Source organism: Zobellia sp. B3R18 (genome assembly GCF_018860715.1).
Classification (GTDB): Bacteria; Bacteroidota; Bacteroidia; order Flavobacteriales; family Flavobacteriaceae; genus Zobellia; species Zobellia russellii.
This window is the reverse complement of the sequence record NZ_JAHKQG010000005.1, coordinates 246,469-271,524: the sequence shown is the minus strand read 5'-3', so window position 1 is coordinate 271,524 and position 25,056 is coordinate 246,469. Positions and strand designations below refer to the sequence as shown.

Genomic DNA, 25,056 nt, shown 5'->3' with positions numbered 1-25,056 from the left:
CTATTTTATAGAAGCTTAAAATATAAATGGACAACCTTCTTACCTTTTCAATTACTGTTTTCACTGGTTTTTTCGCCATAATGAATCCACTTTCCAACATGCCTATTTTTTTATCCTTGGTTGAAGGAGCGGATAGAAAAACACAACGGAACATTAGCAAAAGAGCCACATTTACGGCTTTCATTATTGTAACCGTATTTCTTGTTCTAGGAAAGTTTATCTTTCTTCTTTTCGGTATTACCATACCTGCATTTAAAATTACAGGAGGTATTTTGGTTTTTGTAGTTGGGTTTGATATGCTGCAATCCAAAAAATCCAATGTAAAGCATTTAAAAGAAACGAATATTGATGAAAACATTGCCATTTCACCTCTAGCCATACCCATACTGGCAGGCCCCGGTACTATAGTGACCGGCATGAACTTTGTTTCTAACGCGGGCTACATTAAAATAGGAATGGTCATACTTATTTTCGGACTCTTATGTTTTATGACCTATTTTACTTTTATGTTAAGTGAATGGTTTATCAAAAAAATCGGGAACAACGTTATATCCGTAATCGGGAAAATCATGGGTTTGATCATAGCTATCATAGGAACGGATATGATTATCCAAGGTATTAAAATATCGTTCTCCCTCTAGCTAAGGGTTATATACTTTTCAACTTAAATTTTGGGGAATATGAACACTAAAAGAAACAAACAAAATGCCATAGCTTTTTATAAGATGGCCTACGAAGGAAACCCCAAAGCTGCTATTGAAACTTATTGCGGGGGTACTTATATTCAACATAATCCGCATGTTGCCAATGGCCCACAGGGGTTCATTGATTATTTTGAAAGAATGCAACGGGAATACCCTGAGAAATCTATTGAATTTGTACGCGCCGTTGCCGAAGGAAATTTAGTAGCCCTGCACACTCACCAAATTTGGCCGGATAATGATCAGTACGTCACCATGGATTTTTTTCGTTTTGACGATTACGGAAAAATATGTGAACACTGGGATTCCATTCAGCAAATTCCAAAAACATCGGCCAATCCTAACACCATGTATTAATACGGAGCTCTATTGAAACGAGCTTATTTTGTGTCAATTTTAAGAATAGCGAATACCTTTATCACCAATATATTCTTAGTTTTATCTTACTAAAACACTACAACACATGACCATTGAAATATTACACAAATACGACCTTAACGACCAAGTACAAGTTGAAATTCAGAATTTGTATAAACAACTGAATGACAAGAACAAACAAAGACCATTGCATCAAATACTTCAAGATGAAAATCATGTGATTTTAGCGGCTTGCAAAGACGAAGGTCATATTGTGGGCATTGCTCTATTGGCTACCTACAAGGTAATTTCCGGTTATCGCGGATTGGTTGAAGATGTAGTTGTGGACAGTGAATACCGTGGAAAAGGCATCGGTAGAAAATTGATGGAAAAACTATTGGGAGAAGCCAAGCATCTGAATCTTGATGAGATTATTTTGTTTTCGGGCCACCATAGAACCCCGGCAATTTCGCTCTATAAAAGCCTTGGTTTTACGTTAAGGAATAGCGGTGTTTACAATCTTAAAATAGCAGAATCTTAGATTTGCTTACACTTTTTTAACATGGCGAAGTTGACTTTTTAGTTCGTCCATAGATTCTTGCAATTGTCTTAATAAACCTTTTTCCGTGGTAGCGTCTTCGCCAAAAGTAATTCTACTGCTTACTTCCCAAATTTCCTGAATTTGAAACGGTTTAATATCATAAGGTGGATAAGTTTCATTGAGTGAAACCAAGGTTACATTGTTGGAATTAGGTCTCCTTTCTACTTTTTTAACCAAGACGGCGTCTTCTAGCACCACAACATACATTTTATTTTGACTCACATCATCTATGTGTTCCACGGCCTTGGCCAACACCCACTCCCCTGACCTAAGATTGGGCAACATACTATCTCCATCTACCTGAAACCCGCGATATGTAGCATTTCTAAATTCCGGAATGGGTAAATCAAACGCAGGAAGCTGTTCGTACCAACTTGTATCTTGAATGTTTTGTGGATAACCTGCTGCAGCTTTGGCATTGACCAAAACCATATTATCGTTTCCGGCATTATCTACGGTTACCACTTTTGGAATTACACTTACCTTGGAAGTCTCCAAATATTGGTTTTCGCTATCACCGAACAACCATAGCGGATTGATTTTAAACTGTTTTAGAAGTTCCATCACTACTTTTCCTGAAAGTTTGGTCCGCCCACGTTCAATATCCGCCGTGGTACTGGACACCCCCAAAAGTTTGGCAAACTCGGCTTGCGTATAACCTAGTTCTCGTCTAACATCGGTAAAACGCTTTAAAGTGATTTCATTTTCCATACAATTCTGAATTATCAATGATTGAAGAAAAGATTAGAACTAGGCCATAACCTTTCCCCTTCAAATATACACAATTTGGACATACTCCAAAATATTATTTGGATTATATCCATAATATGGAATTTTTCCATAAATTTGGATTAAATACAAAATTCGATTATGTCGTTATCTTTTGATAGAATCAAGGAAAAATTAAACATTCTGGCCGATGCCGCTAAATATGATGTTTCCTGCTCCAGTAGTGGGAGCGTCCGCAAAAACAACACCCAAGGCCTTGGAGATAGCAGTGGTATGGGTATATGTCACAGCTATACCGAAGATGGCCGCTGTGTTTCATTATTGAAAATATTACTTACCAATCACTGTATTTTTGACTGTGCCTATTGCGTGACTCGTAAAAGCAATGATGTTAAGCGGGCCGCTTTCAAAATTCAAGAGGTGGTAGATTTGACCATCAATTTTTATAGACGCAATTATATAGAAGGTCTTTTTCTTAGCTCGGGCATTTTCAAAAGCCCAGATTATACTATGGAAAGATTGGTTGCCGTGGCCAAAAAATTAAGATTGGAGGAGAATTTTAATGGGTACATCCACTTAAAATCCATTCCCGGTGCCAGTGATGAACTTATGCGGGAAGCCGGTCTGTATGCAGATAGACTCTCCGTAAATATTGAGGTCCCTACCATTTCAGGGTTAAAACTATTGGCTCCCGACAAGAAGCACGAAGACTTCACAAAACCTATGCTAAAGGTCAAAAATGAGATTATTCAATATAAATCAGAGAAGAAAATAATTAAAAGCACACCCAAATATGCTCCTGCAGGACAAAGCACCCAAATGATTGTTGGTGCAACCGGGGAATCGGATAAGGATATTATGTACTCTGCTACCCATTATTATAAAAATTACAATATGAAGCGGGTCTATTATTCCGGTTATGTTCCCGTTGCCGAAGACAGCAGGCTTCCGGCTATTGGAACCCAAGTGCCCATGCTCCGTGAAAACCGCTTGTACCAAACCGATTGGCTTTTGCGCTTTTACGGGTTTGGTGTTCAGGAAATTCTAAATAACGACCACCCTAATCTAGATATGGATGTAGACCCCAAATTAGGCTGGGCCCTACGTAATATGCAATATTTTCCTGTTGACATCAATAAAGCGGATAAGAATGTATTGGCCCGTGTGCCTGGCTTAGGAATGAAATCGGTACATAAAATTATTCATGCGCGTCGTTTCAGAAAGCTAAACTGGGACCATTTAAAGAAAATAGGTGTGGCCTTGAACAGGGCGAAATACTTTATTGTTTGTGACTCCAGTAGATGGGAGCACAAGGATATGGAAGGAGCCAAAATAAAGGGACTTATACTCCAAAACTCCGTTGGAAAATTTAGAAAGGAATATAGTAATCAATTGCAGTTATTCAGTTGATTTTTGGTTGACAGAAACAGTTTACGAACAGAACAAAATATAGAACTATGAATGCTACAAAAACTTTAATTTACGATGGAAGTTTCAACGGATTTTTGACAGCTATTTTTGTAGCTTTTGATGAAAAAGTTCAAATAGCGGATATTCAAAAGAACACAGCTTCACAAAGCGGACTCTTTTCGGAAACTGAGACTATTTTTACCCAAATGGACAAGGCAAAACGGGTCTGGAACGGTATTGACAAAAAGAGCCATACCGCTATTAAAGATGTCTATTTTGCTTTCTTAAGCGAAACCAAAGGAATTGAGCTGTTATTGTACCGTTATATTCGAAAGTTATTTGCTTCCGATAGTTCTGTAGCGTCTGATTATTCGGATGGGGTTGTTCTAAAGATTAGTCAAACTGCAAGGTCCGTTGGTCGCGAAAAGCACCGCATGGAAGCTTTCGTTCGGTTTCAGTTGACAAAGGACGGCATCTATTTCTCCAACATAGAGCCGGATTTTGATGTATTGCCATTAATCTCAAAACACTTCCGGTCCCGTTACGCTGATCAACAATGGTTAATTTATGATGTAAAGCGTAAGTATGGTATTTTTTACGATTTGGACAAAGTAGAAGTTGTATCTTTGGATTTAGAGGACATCTACACGAATAGCTTAAAAAAGAGTGCTCATTTTACTGATATTGAGTATGATTACCAAGACCTTTGGAACATTTACTTCAAGAGCACAAATATTAAATCACGCATCAATTTAAAGCTGCACAAACAACATGTTCCCAAACGTTATTGGAAATATTTAAGCGAGAAAAAAGCAGTCTAATTACACATTCCAATTTCTCAAATGGGAGTAGCTAATGAAATTGGATTCTATCCAATAAAATTTTACTCCATTTACCTATTATCACCTGCAACTGCACGTTCTTCAAGGGTTTCCTTAACATAGATATAAGTAACGGGACTTTCTTTGTTAAAGGTCAAAAACGTACCTTTGCAACTTTGCTATAGAAAATGATAGATTACGAAGAAAATATTGAGGTTCAGGGCGCTCGGGTCCATAACCTTAAAAATATAGATGTTACCATACCTAGAGAGAAACTGGTGGTTATAACCGGTCTTTCGGGAAGTGGGAAGTCCTCACTTGCTTTTGACACGATTTATGCCGAAGGGCAACGACGTTACATTGAAACGTTTTCGGCCTACGCCAGACAGTTTCTAGGTGGCCTGGAAAGACCCGATGTGGATAAAATTGATGGTCTATCTCCCGTTATCGCCATTGAACAGAAGACCACATCAAAATCTCCCCGTTCCACAGTAGGTACAATTACCGAAATTTACGATTTCCTCCGCTTACTTTTTGCACGTGCCGGAGATGCTTACAGCTATAACACCGGAGAAAAAATGGTGAGTTATAGTGATGAGCAGATAAAGGAACTTATCAAAAAAGATTACAACGGCAAAAAGATAAATGTACTAGCTCCGGTCATTAAATCCAGAAAAGGGCATTATAGAGAGCTCTTTGAGCAGATTGCCAAGCAAGGTTTTGTAAAGGTTAGAGTTGATGGCGAAGTAAAGGATATTACCAAAGGGATGAAAGTGGATCGGTACAAGACCCACGACATTGAAATTGTCATAGACCGTCTTAAAGTAAGTGATTCCGAAGAGATGGATAAACGTCTCTCCGAAACCCTAAACACCGCCATGTATAGCGGTGACAATGTGCTTATGGTGCTGGAAGAAGGAGAATCTGTGGCACGGTATTTCAGCAGGGACCTCATGTGCCCCTCAACCGGTATATCCTATCCAGTTCCTGAACCGAACACTTTTTCTTTTAACTCCCCAAAAGGTATGTGCCCCAACTGCAACGGATTGGGTCATGTCTACGAAGTAAACGAGAAAAAGATTTTCCCCAATAAAAAGTTATCCATAAAGTCCGGGGGAATTGCTCCGTTAGGGGATTATAAAAAATCATGGGCCTTTAAGCAGATAGAGACCATTGCACAACGGTACGGATTTGAACTTACGGATCCCATTTCCAAAATTTCGGATGAAGCTATTAATATATTGCTTCATGGAGGGCATGAAAGTTTTGAGGTAGACTCCAAGACGTTGGGAGTTAAACGAAACTATAAAATTGACTACGAAGGTATTGCCAATTTTATCAAAAACCAATATGAAGAGGCCGGTACAACAGCTCTAAAGCGTTGGGCCAAGGAATATATGGATAAAGTTTCCTGTCCTGTATGCGAAGGTACCCGCTTGCGTAAGGAATCACTTTATTTTAAAGTTGATGAAAAGAATATAGCTCAATTGGCCCATTTGGATATTGCCGAACTAGCCCTTTTCTTTAAAGGGTTGGAGAAAAAACTGGAAGGTAACCAACTGAAAATTGCCGAGGAAATCATCAAAGAAATCAAGACCCGAATTCAGTTTCTTTTAGATGTAGGCCTGGATTATCTTTCCTTGAACCGAAGTTCAAAATCCCTTTCGGGAGGGGAAGCACAACGTATACGATTGGCTACCCAGATTGGTTCCCAATTGGTGGGTGTCCTCTATATTTTAGACGAACCTAGCATTGGTCTGCATCAACGGGACAATACCCGTTTGATTCAATCGCTGGAAGCACTAAGGGATATTGGCAACTCGGTAATTGTTGTGGAACATGATCGTGATATGATAGAGTGTGCCGATCATGTTATAGATATTGGCCCAAGGGCCGGAAAACATGGAGGTGAAATTATATCTCAAGGTACTCCGGAAGGCCTAAAAAACGAAAATACACTCACAGCAGACTATATAACAGGAAAAAAACAGATTGCTGTTCCCGAAAAACGGAGAAAAGGAAACGGAAAGAAAATTACACTTTCCGGTTGCACAGGGAACAACCTCAAGAATGTATCCATATCATTACCGCTAGGCCAAATGATAGGTGTTACAGGAGTTTCGGGCAGTGGAAAATCCACTTTAATAAACGAAACGCTCTACCCTATTATGAACGCCCACTATTTTAACGGGGTAAAAAAACCTATGCCCTATAAAAAAATAACGGGCCTAGAACATATAGACAAGGTAATTGATATTAACCAGTCGCCAATAGGAAGGACTCCTAGATCAAACCCAGCTACCTATACAGGTGTATTTGGTGAAATCAGGTCTTTGTTTGCAAAAACACCCGAAGCTGCCATACGAGGTTATAAACCTGGTAGGTTTAGTTTTAACGTAAAAGGTGGTAGATGCGAAACATGTCAAGGTGGTGGCCTACGGGTAATTGAAATGAATTTTTTACCGGACGTTTATGTAGAATGCGAAACCTGTAACGGGAAACGTTTCAATAGAGAAACCTTAGAAATACGTTACAAAGGCAAGTCCATAGCAGACGTTTTGGAAATGACCATCAACGAAGCCGTTGATTTTTTTGAGCTCATTCCAAAAATTCATAGAAAATTAAAAACCATTCAAGACGTGGGTCTTGGTTACATCTCTTTAGGCCAGCAATCCACTACACTTTCAGGGGGTGAGGCGCAACGGATTAAGTTGGCTACGGAGCTCTCAAAACGGGACACCGGTAACACATTTTATATTTTGGATGAGCCTACTACAGGTCTTCATTTTGAAGATATTCGTGTTTTAATGGAAGTTTTGACCAAATTAGTAGACAAAGGAAATACCATATTGGTAATTGAGCACAATATGGATGTCATTAAAATGGCCGATTACATCATCGATATTGGTTACGAAGGTGGTCGCGGCGGCGGAAAAGTCGTAGCAAAGGGAACTCCTGAAGAAGTGGCACAAGACAAAAAAAGCTACACGGCAAAATACTTAAGGCCCGAGTTAAACATCCCCGATTAAGGGAAGATTCAATTATAATTGAGCCTAGTTTACGTAGAATGAAATAAAAGCAATAAATTCATTCGCTGTAATAAAAAGAAGAAATAAAAATAACATACACTTAAATCTCTATCAAAACCGTTAGCTGTTTTGTGAAGTGGATTATTTTAGACAAATAATAGGAATTATACATGAGAAAAGAACAACACCATAAAGGTTGGAACGAAATAAAAACTAACGATTCTTGGGCCATTTTTAAGATAATGGGCGAGTTTGTAATGGGATTTGAAAAGATGGGGAACATAGGTCCCTGTGTTTCCATTTTTGGTTCCGCTCGTACCAAGGAAGGCGATAAATATTATGAATTGGCCGTTAGTATTGCTAAAAGCATAGCAGAAGCCGGATATGGTGTAATTACTGGAGGTGGCCCTGGTATTATGGAAGCAGGGAATAAAGGAGCCCATTTGGCAGGAGGAACCTCAGTAGGTTTGAACATAGACCTTCCTTTTGAACAGCATGACAACCCATTTATTGATTCTGACAAGAGTCTGGATTTTGACTATTTTTTTGTTAGAAAGGTCATGTTCGTAAAATACTCCCAGGGTTTTGTGGTCATGCCCGGTGGTTTTGGAACCTTAGATGAACTGTTTGAGGCCATAACACTTATCCAAACCAATAAAATTGAAAAGTTCCCTATTATTCTTGTTGGAAGTGAATTTTGGACGGGTCTTATGGACTGGATTAAAAACACAATGTTGGAAGTAAAAAACATAAGTGCCCATGACCTGGACCTTATTAAAATTGCCGACACTGAAGATGAAGTTGTAGATATTATTGATGCATTCTACAAGGGCCGAAACTTGAGTCCTAATTTTTAATAGTATACTTGAAAATCAAATCCCTCATATTTTATTTTTGCCTTGGAACCGTTTTGTTTAACGGTTGTCAACAATTGGCGGCACAGCATGAAAATGTCCTGACCGCCACTCTTGACGGAGAAAGCAAGGAAATACAAATTCAACAGGAATTTACGTATAAGAACAATTCCAATGTAACGTTGAGCACCTTGTATTTTAATGACTGGGCCCATGCTTATGCCAGTAAAAATACAGGCTTGGCCAAACGCTTTTCAGAGGAATTCAAGAAAAGCCTTCACTTAGCCAAAAAAGAAGAAAGAGGGTATACGAGCATCATGAGTGCTGTGGACGATGAATACAGAGGTCTTCATTGGAAACGCACCACGGGTGAGGACATTTTAAAAATTGATTTAAACAGCCCGCTACCTCCCGGTGAATCTGCAAAACTCTTCTTAACGTATACGATTAAACTTCCTGAAAACAAGTTTACGCCCTACGGGTATGACAAGAGGAAAAACAGTTACTACTTAAAAGACTGGTATTTAACACCAGCCTATTTTGATGGAGCTTGGCATCTGTACTCCAATAAAAATTTAGAGGACCTATATACCGGCGTAACAGAAACCACGGTAAATTTTGTCTACCCAAACAACTTGAACTTGGCTTCCAATTTTACCGTATTGGGCAATAACTCCATTTCAAACGGACAAATGGCTCAATTGACTGCAGAACAGCAAAAAAACTGCGAAATTTTGCTTAGCCCGGAGAAGCGATTTATGACTCACGTTACTCCACAAATAACGGTAATAACTGATATTGAAGCGGTCAAGTACGAGGATGTTTTTAAGGGGTTGTCCATTAACAGAGTTACTGAGTTTATAGAGAATAATTTAGGACAATACCCTCATCGTCAGCTTTTGGTAAGCCAGCTTGATTATGAGAAAAATCCACTTTACGGTATCAATCAATTACCGTCGTTTATTCGCCCTTATGAAGAGCAGTTTCAATTTGAAATGAAGTTCTTAAAAACGGCGCTTATCAACATTTTGGAAGAGACTCTTTTCTTAGACCCAAGAAAAGAGCAATGGTTAAGTGATGCTATTGCCAACTATCTTATGATAGAATTTGTAGAGCAGTATTACCCGGACCAAAAATTACTTGGAAAATTATCCAAAATTTGGGGCATACGGAGCTTCAATCTAGCTAAAATGGATTTCAACGAGCAGTATCCGTTCTTATACATGCTTACCGCACGTACCAATTTAGACCAACCATTAAGTACTAGTAATGATTCCCTTATCAAATTCAATCAAAAAATAGCCAATAAATATAAAGCTGGGCTTGGTCTCGCCTATTTGGCCAGTTATATAGGAAAAGATAAAGTAGATAAAAGTATAAAGACTTTTTACAAGCACTATAGGCTTAGTCAAGTAAAAACGTTGGATTTTGAATCCATCCTAAAAAGGGCCTCGGAAAAAGATATTGACTGGTTTTTTAAGGATTATGTAACCACGGACCGTAAAATAGATTTTAAGATTAAAAAGGTAGAGAAAACCGAAGACTCTTTGCGCGTAACCATAAAGAATAAAAAAGGCACAAATGTACCTATTTCTCTGTTCGGGCTTAAGAACGATTCTGTAGTGTCTAAATATTGGTTTTCCGATATAGGCGATATCAAGACCGTTACCATTCCTAAAAATGAGGAAAAGCGTCTTGTTCTAAACTACGACCAGAAAATTCCGGAGTTCAACCAGAGGGATAACTGGAAATCTTTAGGAGGTTTTTTCTCGGGGAATAAAAAGCTGAAGTTTACTTTCTTTAGGGATTCTGAAAACCCGTATTACAATCAGGTTTTTTATGTCCCAATTCTAAACTTCAATATTTATGATGGCTGGACTCCAGGGATGCGCCTGTATAACAAAACATTACTGGAGCGCCCTTTCGTATACGATTTTGCCCCCTCCTATTCTTTTAGGGAAAAGTCTTTTGTAGGTTCGGGAAGAGTTTCATACCGTAAATATCTTAGCAAAAGCGGGCTTTATCTAGCCAATTACAGCCTAGGAGGTTCAACGTATCATTTTCAAGAAAACTCCAGGTATTCTACCATAACCCCTTCCATCACTTTTGGGTGGAGACCGGCAAACTTGATTTCCAATAAGCGGGAGTTTCTACGTTTTAGATATGTGAATGTTCTGCGGGATAAGGCCGAAGAATTAGGTGACTTTGAAACTCCGCCGGATTATAGCATTCTTAACGTAAGGTACACCAATAGAAACCCTGGGATTATTGACTATGTTTCTTGGTTTGCAGATGCCCAGCATGCCAGTGATTTTACAAAAGTAGCCTTTGAATTAGAGTACCGTAAACTGTTTGAAAACAACCGACAGTTCAACTTTCGTTTTTATGCCGGTAAATTTATACGTAATAAAACAACGGATTATGCAGACCCTAATTACTATAGTTTTGCGCTAGACCGTCCTACGGATTATTTATTCGATTATGGTTATTTGGGCCGATCGGAAGACTCAGGAATCTATAGCCAGCAAATAATTATTGCCGAGGGTGGTTTTAAATCCTTTCTCCCTGAAGAATATAGGTTTGCCAATGACTATCTAACTACCATAAACACTAGTGTTAATCTTTGGAAATGGATTGAGATTTATGGAGATTTAGGTTATGTTAAAAACAAAGGTCTTAGCGGAAAGTTCGTTTATGATTCAGGGGTTCGTTTAAACCTTCTAACCGATTATTTTGAACTTTACTTCCCTTTATATTCCAATAATGGCTGGGAAGTATCCCAACCATTGTATGGGGAGAAAATTAGATTTATTGTTACCGTAAGTCCAAAAACTCTAATTGGCCTATTTACCCGAAAATGGTTTTAGTATTTGATTGTTGAATTCTTAATATAATCTTATTATATCAAACTTCAATTATCAATATACTATTGGTTTCCTTCCTTTTTTAAATATATTTTGATCAACTAAGTTCTGCAAGCATTGTAAAAATGCTAGCAGTTTGCTATTTTTGTAAAAACTCATACAGCTTAATGGATACATCGCCTAAAACCAGTAATGATATTACGTTTGATGATTTCAAGACCCAAATTATAAGCGATTACAAAATTGCTGTTCTTAGTAGAACATGTAGCTTATTGGGTAGGAAAGAAGTTTTGACCGGAAAAGCAAAATTCGGAATCTTTGGAGATGGTAAGGAACTACCACAGTTGGCCATGGCCCGATCTTTCAAGGACGGAGATTTTAGAAGCGGCTATTACCGTGACCAGACGTTTATGATGGCACTGGGCCTTCTTACTCCAAAAGACATTTTTCACGGACTTTACGCCACTACGGATATTGAAAAGGAACCTATGAGTGCCGGTAGGCAAATGGGTGGGCATTATGTAACGCATAGCCTTAATGAGGATGGAAGCTGGAAAAATCTAACCGAACAGAAAAATAGTAGTGCAGATATTTCCTGTACGGCAGGACAAATGCCCAGATTACTTGGCCTAGCACAAGCTTCTAAAATGTATAGGAACCTGAACAATGTAGACGCCACTAACTTTTCCAACAACGGCAATGAAGTAGCTTGGGGCACCATTGGAAACGCAAGTACCAGTGAAGGAATGTTTCTAGAGACCATTAATGCCGCAGGAGTGCTTCAAGTACCTATGGTAATCAGCATTTGGGACGATGATTATGGTATTTCCGTACCTGCGGAATATCACACTACAAAAGAGGATATTTCCGAAATCCTAAGTGGTTTTAAGCGAACCGAAGAACAGGAAGGCTATGAGCTATTAAAAGTTAAAGGGTGGGATTACACTGCCCTGATGCATGCCTATGAAAACGCTTCGGACATAGCACGAGAGGAACATGTACCCGTTATTATTCATGTAACCGAGCTTACCCAACCGCAGGGACATTCTTCTTCCGGTTCTCACGAACGTTACAAAGACAAAGCCCGACTGGAATGGGAAAAAGAGAATGATTGCAACAAGCGTTTCCGCGAATGGATTTTAGAAACAGGTATTACTACGGACGATGAGCTTAAGGCTATTGAAAAAGCCATTGTACGAGAAGTTAGATCTGCTAAAAGAGAAGCCTGGTCAGAATACTTGGAAAGTCACAAGACTCTTAAAAAACAATTGGCAGCTATACTCGACAGGGCATCGGCAAAAAGTCAGAATAAAAATTTTATCGCCAAAGTAAAAAATGACCTCATAGCGATAGAAGAGCCCATTAAAAAGGATTTAGCCGTTAGTTCAAGAAAAGCGCTTAGATATCTCATAGGCGAGTCCTTTCCTGAGAAACAAGAACTCGTAGAATGGACGAATACCTTTCTTGCCGAAACACAACCCTTATATAGCGCTGACCTTTATAATGATGGGCCTACAGGGGCGTTAAGCGTAGCCGAAGTAAAGCCTAAATATGCGGACAACACCGAAAATGTTGACGGCCGTATTATTCTCCGGGACAATTTTGATAAAATATTTGAGAAATACCCAAATGCCATAGTTTTTGGTGAGGACAGCGGAGCCATTGGAGACGTAAACCAAGGTCTTGAGGGTTTACAGGAAAAATATGGTAAGTTCCGCGTTGCGGATACCGGTATACGGGAAACAACTATTATAGGACAAGGTACAGGCATGGCCCTAAGAGGACTTCGCCCTATTGCTGAGATTCAATATTTGGATTACATATTCTATGCACTGGCAACCTTAACGGATGATGTGGCCTGCTTACGCTACAGAACCTTTGGAAAGCAAAAAGCACCTTTAATTGTACGTACAAGAGGGCATCGCTTAGAAGGTATTTGGCATTCGGGCTCTCCTATGGGAACATTGATACATTCACTTCGCGGTATGTACATTTTATCTCCTAGAAACATGACCCAAGCGGCCGGTTTCTATAATACACTGTTAAAGACCGATGAGCCTGCTCTAGTAATTGAAAGTCTTAACGGCTATAGGCTTAAAGAACCAAAACCGATTAATTTAGGGGAATTCTATACGCCAATAGGAAAAGTTGAAACCATAAAACAAGGAACCGATATTACCATTGTTTCTTATGGATCTACGCTAAGACTTGTGTTAAAAGCTGCAGAAGAACTAAAAGAAGTTGGGATTGATGCAGAGGTTATAGATGCACAAACACTGTTGCCCTTTGACGTGTATCATGATACCCTAGAGAGCATAAAGAAGACCAATAGGGTTCTAGTGGTAGACGAGGATGTGCCAGGAGGATGTTCCGCTTACATACTCAATGAAATCATAGAAAAACAAGGGGCATATGCTTATTTGGATTCTGCACCACAAACGCTTAGCGCGCAGGCTCACAGACCTGCTTATGGTACGGACGGCGACTATTTTTCAAAACCTAATATAGAGGATGTTTTTGAAAAAGTTTACGCTATCATGAATGAACTAGACCCTGAAAGCTTTCCTAAATTACGCTAACCTATTCGTAATCAACAGAGTTCAAATGTGACGTGTTTTGACAAAAATATTTATTGCAAATGTATTTGGGCTAATTCATAAAAAAGAATACTTTTATCTTTAATGTAAACTCAAAATAACATGTCAAATTCCCTTTTGAAAGATATTGGCTTAGCTCTATTACGAATTGCAGCGTCAGCTATGATGGCTGTTCACGGATATGGAAAATTGCAAATGTTAATCAACGGTGTAGAATTTGGTGATCCAATAGGAATGGGCTCCACTCCTTCTTTATTTTTAGCTGTACTAGCGGAATTGGTTTGTCCTATTTTAATCATTTTTGGTTTTAAGACCAGATGGGCTGCAATTCCAACGGCAATTACTATGGCTGTTGCCGCATTTATCGTACACGGTGCGGACCCTTTCCAAAAGAAAGAGCTGGCCCTTATTTATTTTGTGATATTTGTGGCAATTATCTTATTAGGTCCTGGAAAATACAGTGTCGACAAAAGATAATTTAGATAATCTTTACCAGAAGTTCTTTCAGTAGGTCTTCCTGAGAGTTAACATTGGCCCCTACCCCTTTGGCCTTTAAATCCATTTCTCTTAAAGCGGAAACGATACCGCTCACCTTTTTCATAGGATAGTTACGTGCGGCTGTCTGAAATTCCCCCACGAAATAAGGATTAATACGTAAAGCACTTGCTACACTTTTGGGCGAATGATCCTTTAGCCCGTGATATTGTAAAAGCTGAGAGAAAAAAGTATGCAACAAAGTAACGGTCAACACAAAAGGGTTGTCTTTTGGATTTTGAGCAAAGTAATTTATAATACGTGTTGCTTTAAGCACATTTCTTTCGCCAATGGCTTTTTTCAGCTCAAAATTGTTATAGTCCTTGCTAATACCAATATGAGCTTCAATTTCGGCAGGCGTAATTTCACTCTGCTTTGGTAATACCAACTGTAACTTTTCTATTTCGTTGTTTATTCTACTTAAATCCGTTCCTAGATATTCAGTAAGTAATATGGCCGCCTTGTGAGAAATACTATATCCTCTACCCTGCAAGTTTTTCCTTATCCAATCGGAAACTTGGTTTTCGTACAGCTTCTTGCTTTCAAAAAGAACACCTGCCTTTTGTACGGATTTATATAATTTTTTCCGCTTGTCCAGTTTCTTATATTTATAACAAACCACCAATACCGTTGTCATTTGGGGGTTGTCTACATAAGCCGTTAAATTCTCTATGGTGCGCACAAGATGCTGTGCTTCCTTAACGATAACGACTTGCCGCTCCGCCATCATAGGATACCGCTTTGCATTTGAAACAATATCGTCTATACTAACGTCCTTACCGTACAGGACCATTTGGTTAAAACCTTTTTCTTCTTCAGCTAGAACATTTTTCTCAATGTACGAGGCAATGGCATCAATATAATAGGGCTCTTCCCCAAATAAAAAATAAATGGGTTTGATTGTACCGTTCTTAATATCGCTAACTATTTGTTTTGCTTCATCCATCCAAAAAAAATCATCAAATTTGCTATATGGAACCCCTTAATTTTCCGGAGTATAAATTCCGTTTCAAAAGTAGCGAAAATAACGTGCTTATTTTTGACAGTATACGCAAAAAATTTGTTGTGCTACAACCAGAAGAATGGGTAAGGCAACACGTTGTTAATCATTTGCTCTTTGAGAAAAAGTATCCTATCAGCCTTATAAATGTTGAAAAACAACTCACTATTAATAATATTAAGAAGAGATACGACATTGTTGTTTTTAACTCTGATGGAAGTATTCATATTTTAGTGGAATGCAAAGCGCCTAAAATTACCATAGACCAAACTACTTTTGATCAAATAGCACGCTATAACCTGCAACTTAAAGCAGATTACCTAATGGTAACCAACGGGCTCAACCATTTTTACTGCAAAATGAATTTTACTTCAGAAAAATATATGTTTCTCAGGGATATTCCTGATTTTAGCCGTTAATTTGCCATCGTTTTGCGCATTGCTATAGTCATATTAAACTGGAACGGAGAGGTACTTCTTGAAAGATACCTTCCCTCTGTTGTACAGTATTCCCAGGGTGCTGACGTTTATGTTGTAGATAACGCTTCTACTGATGATTCCGTGGCGTTTATAAAAGCAAACTATCCTACCATACAAATTGTTCAGAACAAAGAAAATGGTGGGTTTACCAAAGGGTATAACATTGGACTAAAAAATATAGATGCTGATGTTTATTGTCTTCTAAACTCCGATGTAGAGGTAACCGAAAATTGGTTGCACCCAATATTGGAAGTTTTTTCGAAAAACAAAGATGCTGCAATCATACAACCCAAAATTTTGGATATGATGCGTCCGGAATATTTTGAGTATGCCGGAGCGGCAGGAGGTTTTATAGATAAGTTGGGATACCCTTTTTGCAGGGGACGCATATTTCAGGAATTGGAAAAAGACAACGGGCAGTATGATGATGTTTTAGAAATATTTTGGGCCACAGGGGCATGCATGTTCATTAGAAAAGAGGTCTTTTGGTCTGTTAACGGTTTTGATGAACACTATTTTGCCCACCAAGAGGAAATAGATCTATGTTGGAGAGCCAAAAACAAAGGTCACAAGGTATTTTATGTTGGTGCTTCTAAAGTTTATCATTTGGGCGGATCTACTTTAAGCAATATGAACCCAAAAAAAACCTATCTGAACTTTAGAAACTCCCTTTTTTCCATAACAAAGAATTTACCTCGGAAAAAAGCCCTGACTATTATAGGATTTCGTCTCTTACTGGACGGAATTGCAGCATTACGTTTCATTTTTCAGTTTAAGTTTAACCACTGCTTTGCAATTCTAAGAGCTCATTTAAGTTTCTATAGGAATTTTGGAAAGATGTATAAAGTGAGGGAAAAAGCTAATTTTATCCCAAAGTATTACCTTACGAAGTCCATAGTATGGCAGCATTTCGTACATCATGTAAGGAATTTTAACGATTTAGTAAAACATTAACTAATTTTACAAATACTAAATTTGGCGATTATCTAATTTTGTCGCTTATTGACACTAATTAAAATCAAATAACAATCATTAAATACTTAGTAACTCTCATTATGAAAAAATTAATTTTAGGCTGTTTAGGAGTGACCTTGTTGTTGTCTTCATGCGTATCACAAAAGAAGTATTCGGATTTAGAATCAAAACATAAAGAAGCACAAGATCTTTTGAATTCCGCAACGGTTAAATTGAACGATTGTTTAGAGGAAAAGGCAACTGCTAGTTCTCGTCTAAAAACATTACAAGACCAAAATTCATTCTTAAAAGCTAACAACCAAGAGTTGATCAATAACATGGGCAACTTAACTACTCTGACTTCAAAAGGTGCAGAGAACCTTGAGAAGTCTTTGGAAAGCTTAAAAGAAAAAGATCTTACTATTCGTAAATTACAAGACGCAATCACTAGAAGAGACTCTGTAAACCTTTCTTTGGTTCAGAGCTTAAAAGGTGTGTTGGGTAACTTAGATGACGAAGACATTGAAATTAGCGTTGAAAAAGGCGTTGTCTTTGTTTCTATCTCAGATAAGTTATTATTCAGCAGCGGTAGCTACAATGTTACTAGCAGAGCTAAGGAAATCCTTGGTAAAGTTGCACAGGTTGTGAACAACAAGCCAGATTTTGAATTTATGGTAGAAGGTCATACTGATGATGTACCTTACGGAAGACACGGTGTTCTTTTAGACAACTGGGATTTAAGTGTTAAGCGTGCTACAGCAGTTGTAAGAATTCTTCAAAATGATTACAATGTTGATCCTAAGCGTATGACAGCGGCCGGTAGATCAGAATATGTTCCTGTTTCTACTACTGAAAAATCAAAGAACAGAAGAACTCGTATTGTTGTTCTTCCTAAAATTGATCAGTTCTACAGCATGATCGAAGAAGGCATGAACGACCCTGCCATCAATAACTAAGCAGTTAATATTAGAGATACAAGAACCGCAACTTTAGAAGTTGCGGTTTTTTTTATATCCTTTTTGTAGTTTCGATTAAATATTTAGAAAATATCCAAACTTCCCTTTCCCTCCCTTAAAACAGTAGGTTCCCCGTCTGACAAGTCTATTACCGTAGATGCCACGTTATCTCCATAACCACCGTCAATTACTACATCAACTAAATTATCCCATTTCTCATAAATAAGTTCTGGATCCGTAGTATATTCCAACAAATCGTCATCATCCCTAATAGATGTAGATACTATGGGGTTACCTAAACCTTCTACGAGCGCTTTTGCTATTGAATTATCTGGAACCCTTATACCTACCGTTTTTTTCTTTTTAAAGTCTTTAGGCAGATTAGTATTTCCAGGTAAAATAAATGTGTAAGGGCCCGGAAGCGCTCTTTTCAAAATTTTAAAGGTGGCCGTATCTATTTGTCTGACATAATCCGATAGATTGCTTAAATCAGCACAGATAAAGGACCAATTGGCCTTGGCAAGTTTAATACCTTTAATACGTGCAATTTTCTCCAAGGCCCTAGAATTGGTAATATCACACCCAAGACCATATACCGTATCCGTAGGGTAAATGACCAACCCTCCTTTACGCAAAACATCAACAACCCTCTGTATTTCCTTTGGATTGGGATTTTCCTCATATATTCTTATAAATTCCGCCATAGTCTATCACCTTTCGTTCACTCCGAAATTAATACATTTTTTTTTATCCTATTAGCTATCCTGCTTTACATGAGCGCTCTATTAAAAAGCAGTCAAAATACAGAAAACCGTTGGTCGAATTATTTCAATAAAATCTTTATAACATCGTTCAGGGATTTGACAGATTTACATAAAAAACATAAGTGTATGAAATTTTCCTCCCTAATTGCCCTATCTGCATGTTTTCTGCTATTTTTTGTTTCCTGTTCCAAAGATTCCGATGAGACCGAAGAAACACAATCAAAAAGCGACAAGAATGAACTTCTAGAATTTAGCATAAGTATTCAAGACACAAAAAAACAACTGATAATCAATTCTAACGAAATTCGTCACGCATTCCCTTCTACTGTTGACCTTACGAGTTTAACTCCTGAGATCACCATTTCTGAAAAAGCCACAATTTCTCCAAAATCAGGTGTTGCTCAAGATTTTTCCAAGGAAGTAGTTTATACGGTTACCGCCGAAGACGGGTCTACTAACAGATATAAGGTTATTCTTAAGAATGAAGACGAAGCAGCAGAAAACACACATGTAGCTTTTAGTTTCACGAATCTGCCTGAAGGTAGAAGTAATTTTAATCATGTTAAACAACCGGAAGCTGAGGCTGACTCTATTCAGTTTCGTATTCCGTACCTAAGCAATATTCCTGCGTTGAAGCTTCATCTTAATCTGCCTGAAGGAGCCACTAGTGTTCCTGAGTCTGATGAAACCTTAGATTTTACCAAACCAGTTACTTATACCGTTACTTTTAACTCAGGAGACACTAAAAAATATATTGTTAGCGTAGACAATCGTCTTGATCAGGTTGAATTGCCTCCTTTTAGTATAAATATGTTTGCCGATAAAGCACCTGGCGAAACCATTACTTTTAACGCCTATCCTACTAATCCAGTTTTGGACAGTGTTAAGGTCAATTTGATAAACAGCCATACCCGTGAAAGCATACCATTAATTGTTGAAAAAATTGAAAATGTATCCTATAAAAGTGATGCCGTCACAGCAAGGTTGCCGGAATCATATTTAAATGGAAGGTATGAGATTGAAATTTTTATAGAACATGATAATAGCACAGAAACCAATGATAGCGACCTTCGTTTTACCAAAGGAACACCTAATTTTAGCTATGCTAGTGTTAACGGCGAATTAGACAGGGTTATAAGCCGACCTGGCGCTCATATTTCTGCAAATTTATACTTAGATCATTCTCGCTTAGAAGATTACACTTTTAGCCTCAAAAAAGATGGTATAGTATATGAATTTACGAACGCAACCTATAGCTCTGGGTCCGGTAATGAGAGTTTTGTTCTTACCCTTCCTGACCTGGATACTGCAGACGCGCCCAATGGCACCGATTACAAATTTGCTATTCATCTAGATGGAGAAACGTATGAGTACGATCTTATTGACTACTGGGGAGAAGCCATACCAGTGGTTTCCGGAGGAAGTCCAAAAAATACATCCATTAATAAAACCATTTACACAAAAGGTGATATGCTAACCGTTACCGGTGAAAACCTATATTTTGAGAATAAGGGGGAATATATATTTAGAGAACTATCTGAAATTGTTTTAATATCTACAGAAGCTAGCGGAAAAGACCTTTTGTATCGCTTAGGAACAGAATCAACTAGCGAAAATAGCCTGAGCGTTCGGATTCCAGACGAAGTTCAAAGTGGTAGTTATGAACTTAGATTAAGAAATAATCTAATTGGATATAATAACAATAACGATGCTGAGACCGGTATAGAAATTGAAGTATTACAACCTGCATCAACACATCCAACTCTAATTATTACCGAAGCTATAATAGGGATTAAATCCGATAAAGCATTCTACAAACAAGCAAATATAACGTTCAACCAAAATATTGAAGGGCTCCAGGTTAATGAAATTCTTTTTGTAGAAAACTCATTGAGCGTCAAAAACTTCCTTACCCACCCCAACTCAATAGTTACTGGTCAAATAGAAGATCAATACCTAAGTCAAATGGACGATAAAAGTGATGGCAAGGTCTTGGTTACGGATAATGGAGTAACCTATGAAATCCCTTTCTCAATTGTTTTTCAACATTAACATACCCCATTCACATATACATCTATAACAAATAGAAAAGCCCTAAGAATTGACTTTTAGGGCTTTTTATTTATTCTAAAATACCTCAAGGCATTTAATCTCAATTATCGAAAAATGATTAAGAATTAACCTACCACCTCCAACTTAGCAAAGCGAAGCAACAATTTTTTTATATCTCCTTTTACAAACTGTATTTCAGCTTTTCGGTCATTACCCATTCCTTCAATCTTTAACACTTTACCTTGACCAAAACGCGTATGGTTAACAATACTGCCTTCGGCTAAATTAGGATCTACCGAATTTGTATTGCCTACAGGCGTAGCTAGTTCCGGTTTTAACTTTCTTAACTTCCTAAGCTGACTTTCATTAGGCCCTTTCCGGCTAGGAGGTGTACCTCCCACAGGTTTAACCTGCCGCAACTTACTTTTATCAACTTCACCAAAAATATCACTGTCCACCAAAGGTTTATACCTATAACCCGTATCTATTGGAGTAAGGTTTTCTACATATTTATCATCAATCTCCTCAAGAAAACGGCTTGGTTCCGCATCTATTAATTTCCCCCATCTATATCGGTTCTGTGTATAGGTTAGGTAGGCTTGCTTTTCGGCACGCGTAAGTGCTACATAAAACAACCTTCGCTCCTCCTCTAGCTCACTACGGGTATTCATACTCATACCGGAAGGAAAAAGGTCTTCTTCCATCCCAACTATATATACATACGGGAACTCAAGCCCCTTGGCTAGGTGGATTGTCATTAGGGCCACACGGTCATCATCACCTTTATCATTATCCAAATCGGTAGCCAAGGCTACATCCTCTAGAAACTCACTTATACTTCCCGTGGCATCGGCAATTTCTTTTTGTCCTTCAACAAAATCCTTTATACCGTTCAAAAGCTCTTCTATATTCTCCATCTTACCAATACCTTCTGGCGTCCCGTCCTTTTTAAACTCCAAAAGGAGACCGGACTTTTTGGCAACATGTTCGGCCAGAACGAAAGCATCGGTAGTTTCGTTCATGATTTGAAAACTTTGAATCATGGTCGTAAAATCCTGAAGCTTTCTTTGCGTACCCGCATTGATCTTTAAATTGATTTTGTCCAAATTCTGGATTACCTCAAAAATAGAACGGTTGTAATGATTTGCGGCAACGGTCAACTTGTCCAAAGTGGTTTGCCCAATACCTCTTGCCGGAAAATTAATGATTCGCTTAAGAGCTTCCTCATCTTTAGGGTTTATGACTAAACGCAGGTAACTTAATACATCCTTAATCTCTTTTCTTTGATAGAATGACAGTCCGCCATAGATACGGTACGGAATATCCCGTTTTCTCAAAGCATCTTCAATAGCCCTGGATTGGGAGTTGGTACGGTAAAGTACCGCAAATTCACCATTACCCAATTGTTCGTTCATCTTATGGTCCCAAATGGAACCTGCCACGAACCTGCCTTCTTCGGCATCCGTAGTACTCCTATGTATTTTTATACTACCCCCATCATCATTTGAAGTCCAAACTACTTTTTCTAACTGCTCTTTATTGTTAGCAATAATGGAGTTGGCAGCGTTTACAATATTTCGGGTAGAGCGGTAATTTTGCTCAAGACGGTACATACCCACATTATCATAATCTTTCTGAAAATTAAGGATGTTGCTAATGTTCGCTCCGCGGAAAGAATAAATACTTTGGGCATCATCCCCTACCACACAGATATTATGATAGCGGTCTGCAAGAGCCTTTACAATTAAATATTGCGAATGGTTGGTATCCTGGTACTCATCTACCAAAATATACCGGAAACGGTCTTGGTACTTGGCCAAAACCTCTGGAAAACGGTTTAGAAGTTCATTGGTACGGAGCAAAAGGTCATCAAAATCCATTGCACCGGCCTTAAAACACCGGTCTACATAATTTTGGTATATCTCCCCCATTCTTGGGCGTTTGGCCATAGCATCGGCCTCTACCAAATCTGGGTCGTTTAGATACGCCTTAACCGTAATCAAGCTATTTTTAAAGGAAGATATACGGTTCTGTACTTGTTTGTATTTATAAATATCCTTGTCTAGTCCCATTTCCTTAATAATGGAAGCCAACAAACGCTGTGAATCCTGAGTATCATAGATAGTGAAGTTACTTGGAAAGCCAAGTTTGTCCCCATCATACCGCAGTAATTTGGCAAAAACGGAATGAAACGTTCCCATCCAAAGGTTCTTGGTCTCCGATCTACCTGCAATTTTAGCGATACGCTCCTTCATTTCACGTGCCGCCTTATTGGTAAAGGTAAGCGCCAAAATATTAAAGGGGTCTACCCCTTGCTGCATTAAATAAGCAATCCTAAAGGTAAGCACCCTGGTTTTACCGGACCCAGCTCCTGCAATAACCATTAACGGCCCATCTTTATGTAGAACCGGTGCTCTTTGGGCATCGTTCAATTCATCTATAAAATTCTTCAATGTACTAGAGTGTTTTTTAGAGTCGTGAATTTAACCATAAATAGGCTTATCCTAAAATGATGTTGATTTCTTTTATAAACAAGAAGTTCTGTTATATTCTAAAATTGATAAAGACCACATAAGGCATACCCATGTGGTCTTAAAATCATTGCTGCCCCTAAAGGATTGGCAACATTATTTCTTAATGTCCTAAAACTATACGTTGAACCTAAAGTGCATGACATCGCCATCTTTAACGATGTACTCCTTACCTTCAACACGCATTTTACCGGCTTCTTTTACCTTTGCTTCACTACCATACTGCACGTAGTCATTATACGCAATAACTTCCGCACGAATAAATCCTTTTTCAAAATCGGTATGAATAACACCAGCGGCCTGTGGAGCGGTTGCGCCAACAGGAATGGTCCATGCACGGACTTCCTTAACACCAGCGGTAAAATAAGTTTCCAAATTCAGTAACTTATAAGCTCCACGGATTAACTTGGCAGAACCTGGCTCGTCCAACCCAAGGTCTTCTAAAAACATTTGGCGTTCTTCATAGGTTTCCAATTCGGTAATATCCGCCTCTGTTCCTACGGCCAACACAATTACCTCTGCATTTTCTTGGGCAACGGCAGCTTTTACTTTCTCCACATAATCGTTTCCTGTAGCGGCAGCACCCTCGTCTACGTTACAAACGTACATTACGGGCTTGTCCGTTATGAATTGTAATGGCTTTACAAATTCATCCCTTTCATCATCAGAAATATCTATGGCCCGTACAGAAGTTCCGGCTTCTAAGCCTTCTTTTAACTTTAAAAGAACGGCTTCTTCCTTTTGTGCTTCTTTATTTCCGGTTTTTGCAGCGCGTTTTACCTTATCTAATTTCTTCTCAACAGTTTCAAGGTCTTTTAACTGCAGCTCCATATCTATGGTTTCTTTATCCCTAATAGGGTCTACGGAACCATCTACATGAACAATATTATCATCGTTAAAACAACGTAATACATGAAGAATAGCATCGGTTTCCCGAATGTTTCCCAGAAACTGGTTTCCCAGCCCTTCGCCTTTACTCGCTCCTTTTACCAAACCGGCAATATCAACAATTTCTACAGTTGCCGGTAGAACGCGCTCTGGATCTACTAAGGACTCTAATTTCTGTAATCTAGAGTCGGGTACATTTACAACACCTATGTTAGGTTCTATAGTACAAAAGGGGAAATTAGCACTTTGTGCCTTGGCGTTGGAGAGACAATTAAAAAGGGTTGATTTTCCTACGTTTGGCAACCCTACTATACCTGCTTTCATGTATTTTAACGTTAAATTTTAGACGCTATGGATTTGTTCGGTCTTTTATTTTTTCTTTTTCAGGATGCAAAGATAACGTATAAAGCCATATATAGACCCCAAAAGTTAAGAAACAAAAAAACCCGGACTATGCCCGGGTTTTCATTTACGATCCTAAGACCAATACGTTTTTACATATTAACCATCTGGGTGCATGAATTTTTGCTTGGCCAAAAGGGTCTCTTCAGACTCTACATGGTCCTCATCCGGCACACAACAGTCTACAGGACATACTGCGGCGCATTGAGGTTCTTCATGAAAGCCCATGCATTCCGTACATTTATCAGGTGCAATGTAATATATCTCATCACTGATCGGTTCTTGAACTTCATCAGCGTTTACCGCTTTCCCATCAGGAAGCACTACATCGCCCTCTAGAGAAGTCCCGTCATTATAGCGCCATTCATCGGCTCCTTCATAAATTGCAGTATTCGGACATTCCGGCTCGCAAGCTCCACAATTAATACATTCATCCGTTATAACTATTGCCATATTATTCAATTTAAGCTGAACAGGTCTAAAAGCTGTTCGTTATATTTTCATTTCGTATTCAAAAAGAAAAATCAATTCAG

The 25,056-nt window shown here is 38.5% G+C and carries 20 protein-coding genes; 14 read left to right on the top strand and 6 right to left on the bottom strand.

The annotated features are described in order from the left end of the window. The first annotated feature begins 26 nt into the window (after positions 1-26). From KO513_RS03550 to KO513_RS03540, 3 genes are all read left to right on the top strand, one after another. A complete protein-coding gene (locus KO513_RS03550) occupies positions 27-641 on the top strand; it encodes a MarC family protein (RefSeq protein WP_215440474.1) in 615 nt (204 codons plus the stop codon). A 39-nt stretch (positions 642-680) separates the two neighbouring features. Beyond that, the gene (locus KO513_RS03545) at positions 681-1,058 is read left to right on the top strand and encodes a nuclear transport factor 2 family protein (RefSeq protein WP_215440475.1); all 378 of its coding nucleotides are present in this window, start codon (positions 681-683) and stop codon (positions 1,056-1,058) included. A 106-nt stretch (positions 1,059-1,164) separates the two neighbouring features. Further along, entirely contained in the window at positions 1,165-1,599 is a 435-nt protein-coding gene (locus KO513_RS03540) for a GNAT family N-acetyltransferase (RefSeq protein ID WP_215912314.1), read from the top strand. A 6-nt stretch (positions 1,600-1,605) separates the two neighbouring features. On the opposite strand, the gene KO513_RS03535 is transcribed toward KO513_RS03540, so the two are convergent. Beyond that, on the bottom strand, positions 1,606-2,370 hold the full coding sequence (locus KO513_RS03535) for an XRE family transcriptional regulator (RefSeq protein ID WP_215912313.1): 765 nt from the start codon (positions 2,368-2,370) through the stop codon (positions 1,606-1,608). A 159-nt stretch (positions 2,371-2,529) separates the two neighbouring features. Here KO513_RS03535 and KO513_RS03530 point away from each other — a divergent pair, with 159 nt between their 5' ends. From KO513_RS03530 to KO513_RS03500, 7 genes are all read left to right on the top strand, one after another. After that, a complete protein-coding gene (locus KO513_RS03530; RefSeq protein WP_215912312.1) occupies positions 2,530-3,798 on the top strand; it encodes a putative DNA modification/repair radical SAM protein in 1,269 nt (422 codons plus the stop codon). A gap of 47 nt (positions 3,799-3,845) precedes the next feature. Further along, positions 3,846-4,619 carry a TIGR03915 family putative DNA repair protein gene (locus tag KO513_RS03525; protein WP_215912311.1) on the top strand — a complete coding sequence of 258 codons (774 nt, stop codon included), beginning with the start codon at positions 3,846-3,848 and terminating at the stop codon, positions 4,617-4,619. Between the two features lie 188 nt (positions 4,620-4,807). Next, positions 4,808-7,648, top strand: a complete 2,841-nt coding sequence (gene uvrA, locus KO513_RS03520) for an excinuclease ABC subunit UvrA (protein WP_215912310.1) — start codon at positions 4,808-4,810, stop codon at positions 7,646-7,648. A gap of 170 nt (positions 7,649-7,818) precedes the next feature. Continuing rightward, complete coding sequence (locus KO513_RS03515; protein ID WP_215912309.1) at positions 7,819-8,505, top strand: TIGR00730 family Rossman fold protein; 687 nt, start codon at positions 7,819-7,821, stop codon at positions 8,503-8,505. Positions 8,506-8,513: 8 nt separating this feature from the next. Further along, positions 8,514-11,369, top strand: coding sequence for a metalloprotease (locus KO513_RS03510; protein WP_252735663.1), 2,856 nt, complete (start codon positions 8,514-8,516; stop codon positions 11,367-11,369). Positions 11,370-11,533: 164 nt separating this feature from the next. Then, positions 11,534-13,945: an alpha-ketoacid dehydrogenase subunit alpha/beta gene (locus tag KO513_RS03505; RefSeq protein WP_215912308.1), complete on the top strand. Its 2,412-nt coding sequence runs from the start codon at positions 11,534-11,536 to the stop codon at positions 13,943-13,945. 120 nt (positions 13,946-14,065) lie between these two features. Further along, positions 14,066-14,440 carry a DoxX family protein gene (locus KO513_RS03500; RefSeq protein ID WP_215912307.1) on the top strand — a complete coding sequence of 125 codons (375 nt, stop codon included), beginning with the start codon at positions 14,066-14,068 and terminating at the stop codon, positions 14,438-14,440. A 1-nt stretch (position 14,441) separates the two neighbouring features. On the opposite strand, the gene holA is transcribed toward KO513_RS03500, so the two are convergent. Then, positions 14,442-15,443, bottom strand: a complete 1,002-nt coding sequence (holA, locus tag KO513_RS03495) for a DNA polymerase III subunit delta (protein ID WP_215912306.1) — start codon at positions 15,441-15,443, stop codon at positions 14,442-14,444. Positions 15,444-15,469: 26 nt separating this feature from the next. On the opposite strand from holA, the gene KO513_RS03490 reads away from it, so the two are divergent. The 3 genes from KO513_RS03490 to KO513_RS03480 all read left to right on the top strand — a co-directional run bounded on the left by KO513_RS03490 (position 15,470) and on the right by KO513_RS03480 (position 17,886). Further along, complete coding sequence (locus tag KO513_RS03490; protein WP_215912305.1) at positions 15,470-15,916, top strand: type I restriction enzyme HsdR N-terminal domain-containing protein; 447 nt, start codon at positions 15,470-15,472, stop codon at positions 15,914-15,916. Between the two features lie 12 nt (positions 15,917-15,928). Continuing rightward, a complete protein-coding gene (locus KO513_RS03485) occupies positions 15,929-16,930 on the top strand; it encodes a glycosyltransferase family 2 protein (protein ID WP_215912304.1) in 1,002 nt (333 codons plus the stop codon). Between the two features lie 101 nt (positions 16,931-17,031). Next, positions 17,032-17,886, top strand: coding sequence for an OmpA/MotB family protein (locus KO513_RS03480; RefSeq protein ID WP_215440487.1), 855 nt, complete (start codon positions 17,032-17,034; stop codon positions 17,884-17,886). Between the two features lie 83 nt (positions 17,887-17,969). Here KO513_RS03480 and KO513_RS03475 read toward each other — a convergent pair whose 3' ends face one another. Then, positions 17,970-18,590, bottom strand: coding sequence for an L-threonylcarbamoyladenylate synthase (locus KO513_RS03475; RefSeq protein WP_215440488.1), 621 nt, complete (start codon positions 18,588-18,590; stop codon positions 17,970-17,972). A gap of 186 nt (positions 18,591-18,776) precedes the next feature. Here KO513_RS03475 and KO513_RS03470 point away from each other — a divergent pair, with 186 nt between their 5' ends. Then, entirely contained in the window at positions 18,777-20,702 is a 1,926-nt protein-coding gene (locus KO513_RS03470) for a DUF5018 domain-containing protein (protein ID WP_215912303.1), read from the top strand. Between the two features lie 125 nt (positions 20,703-20,827). On the opposite strand, the gene KO513_RS03465 is transcribed toward KO513_RS03470, so the two are convergent. From KO513_RS03465 to KO513_RS03455, 3 genes are all read right to left on the bottom strand, one after another. Next, positions 20,828-23,155 (bottom strand): ATP-dependent helicase, encoded by a 2,328-nt coding sequence (locus KO513_RS03465; protein ID WP_215912302.1) that lies wholly within the window; start codon positions 23,153-23,155, stop codon positions 20,828-20,830. 195 nt (positions 23,156-23,350) lie between these two features. Further along, a complete protein-coding gene (gene ychF, locus KO513_RS03460) occupies positions 23,351-24,445 on the bottom strand; it encodes a redox-regulated ATPase YchF (protein ID WP_215912301.1) in 1,095 nt (364 codons plus the stop codon). 177 nt (positions 24,446-24,622) lie between these two features. Further along, entirely contained in the window at positions 24,623-24,976 is a 354-nt protein-coding gene (locus KO513_RS03455) for a 4Fe-4S dicluster domain-containing protein (protein ID WP_215440497.1), read from the bottom strand. Between the last annotated feature and the right edge of the window lie 80 nt (positions 24,977-25,056).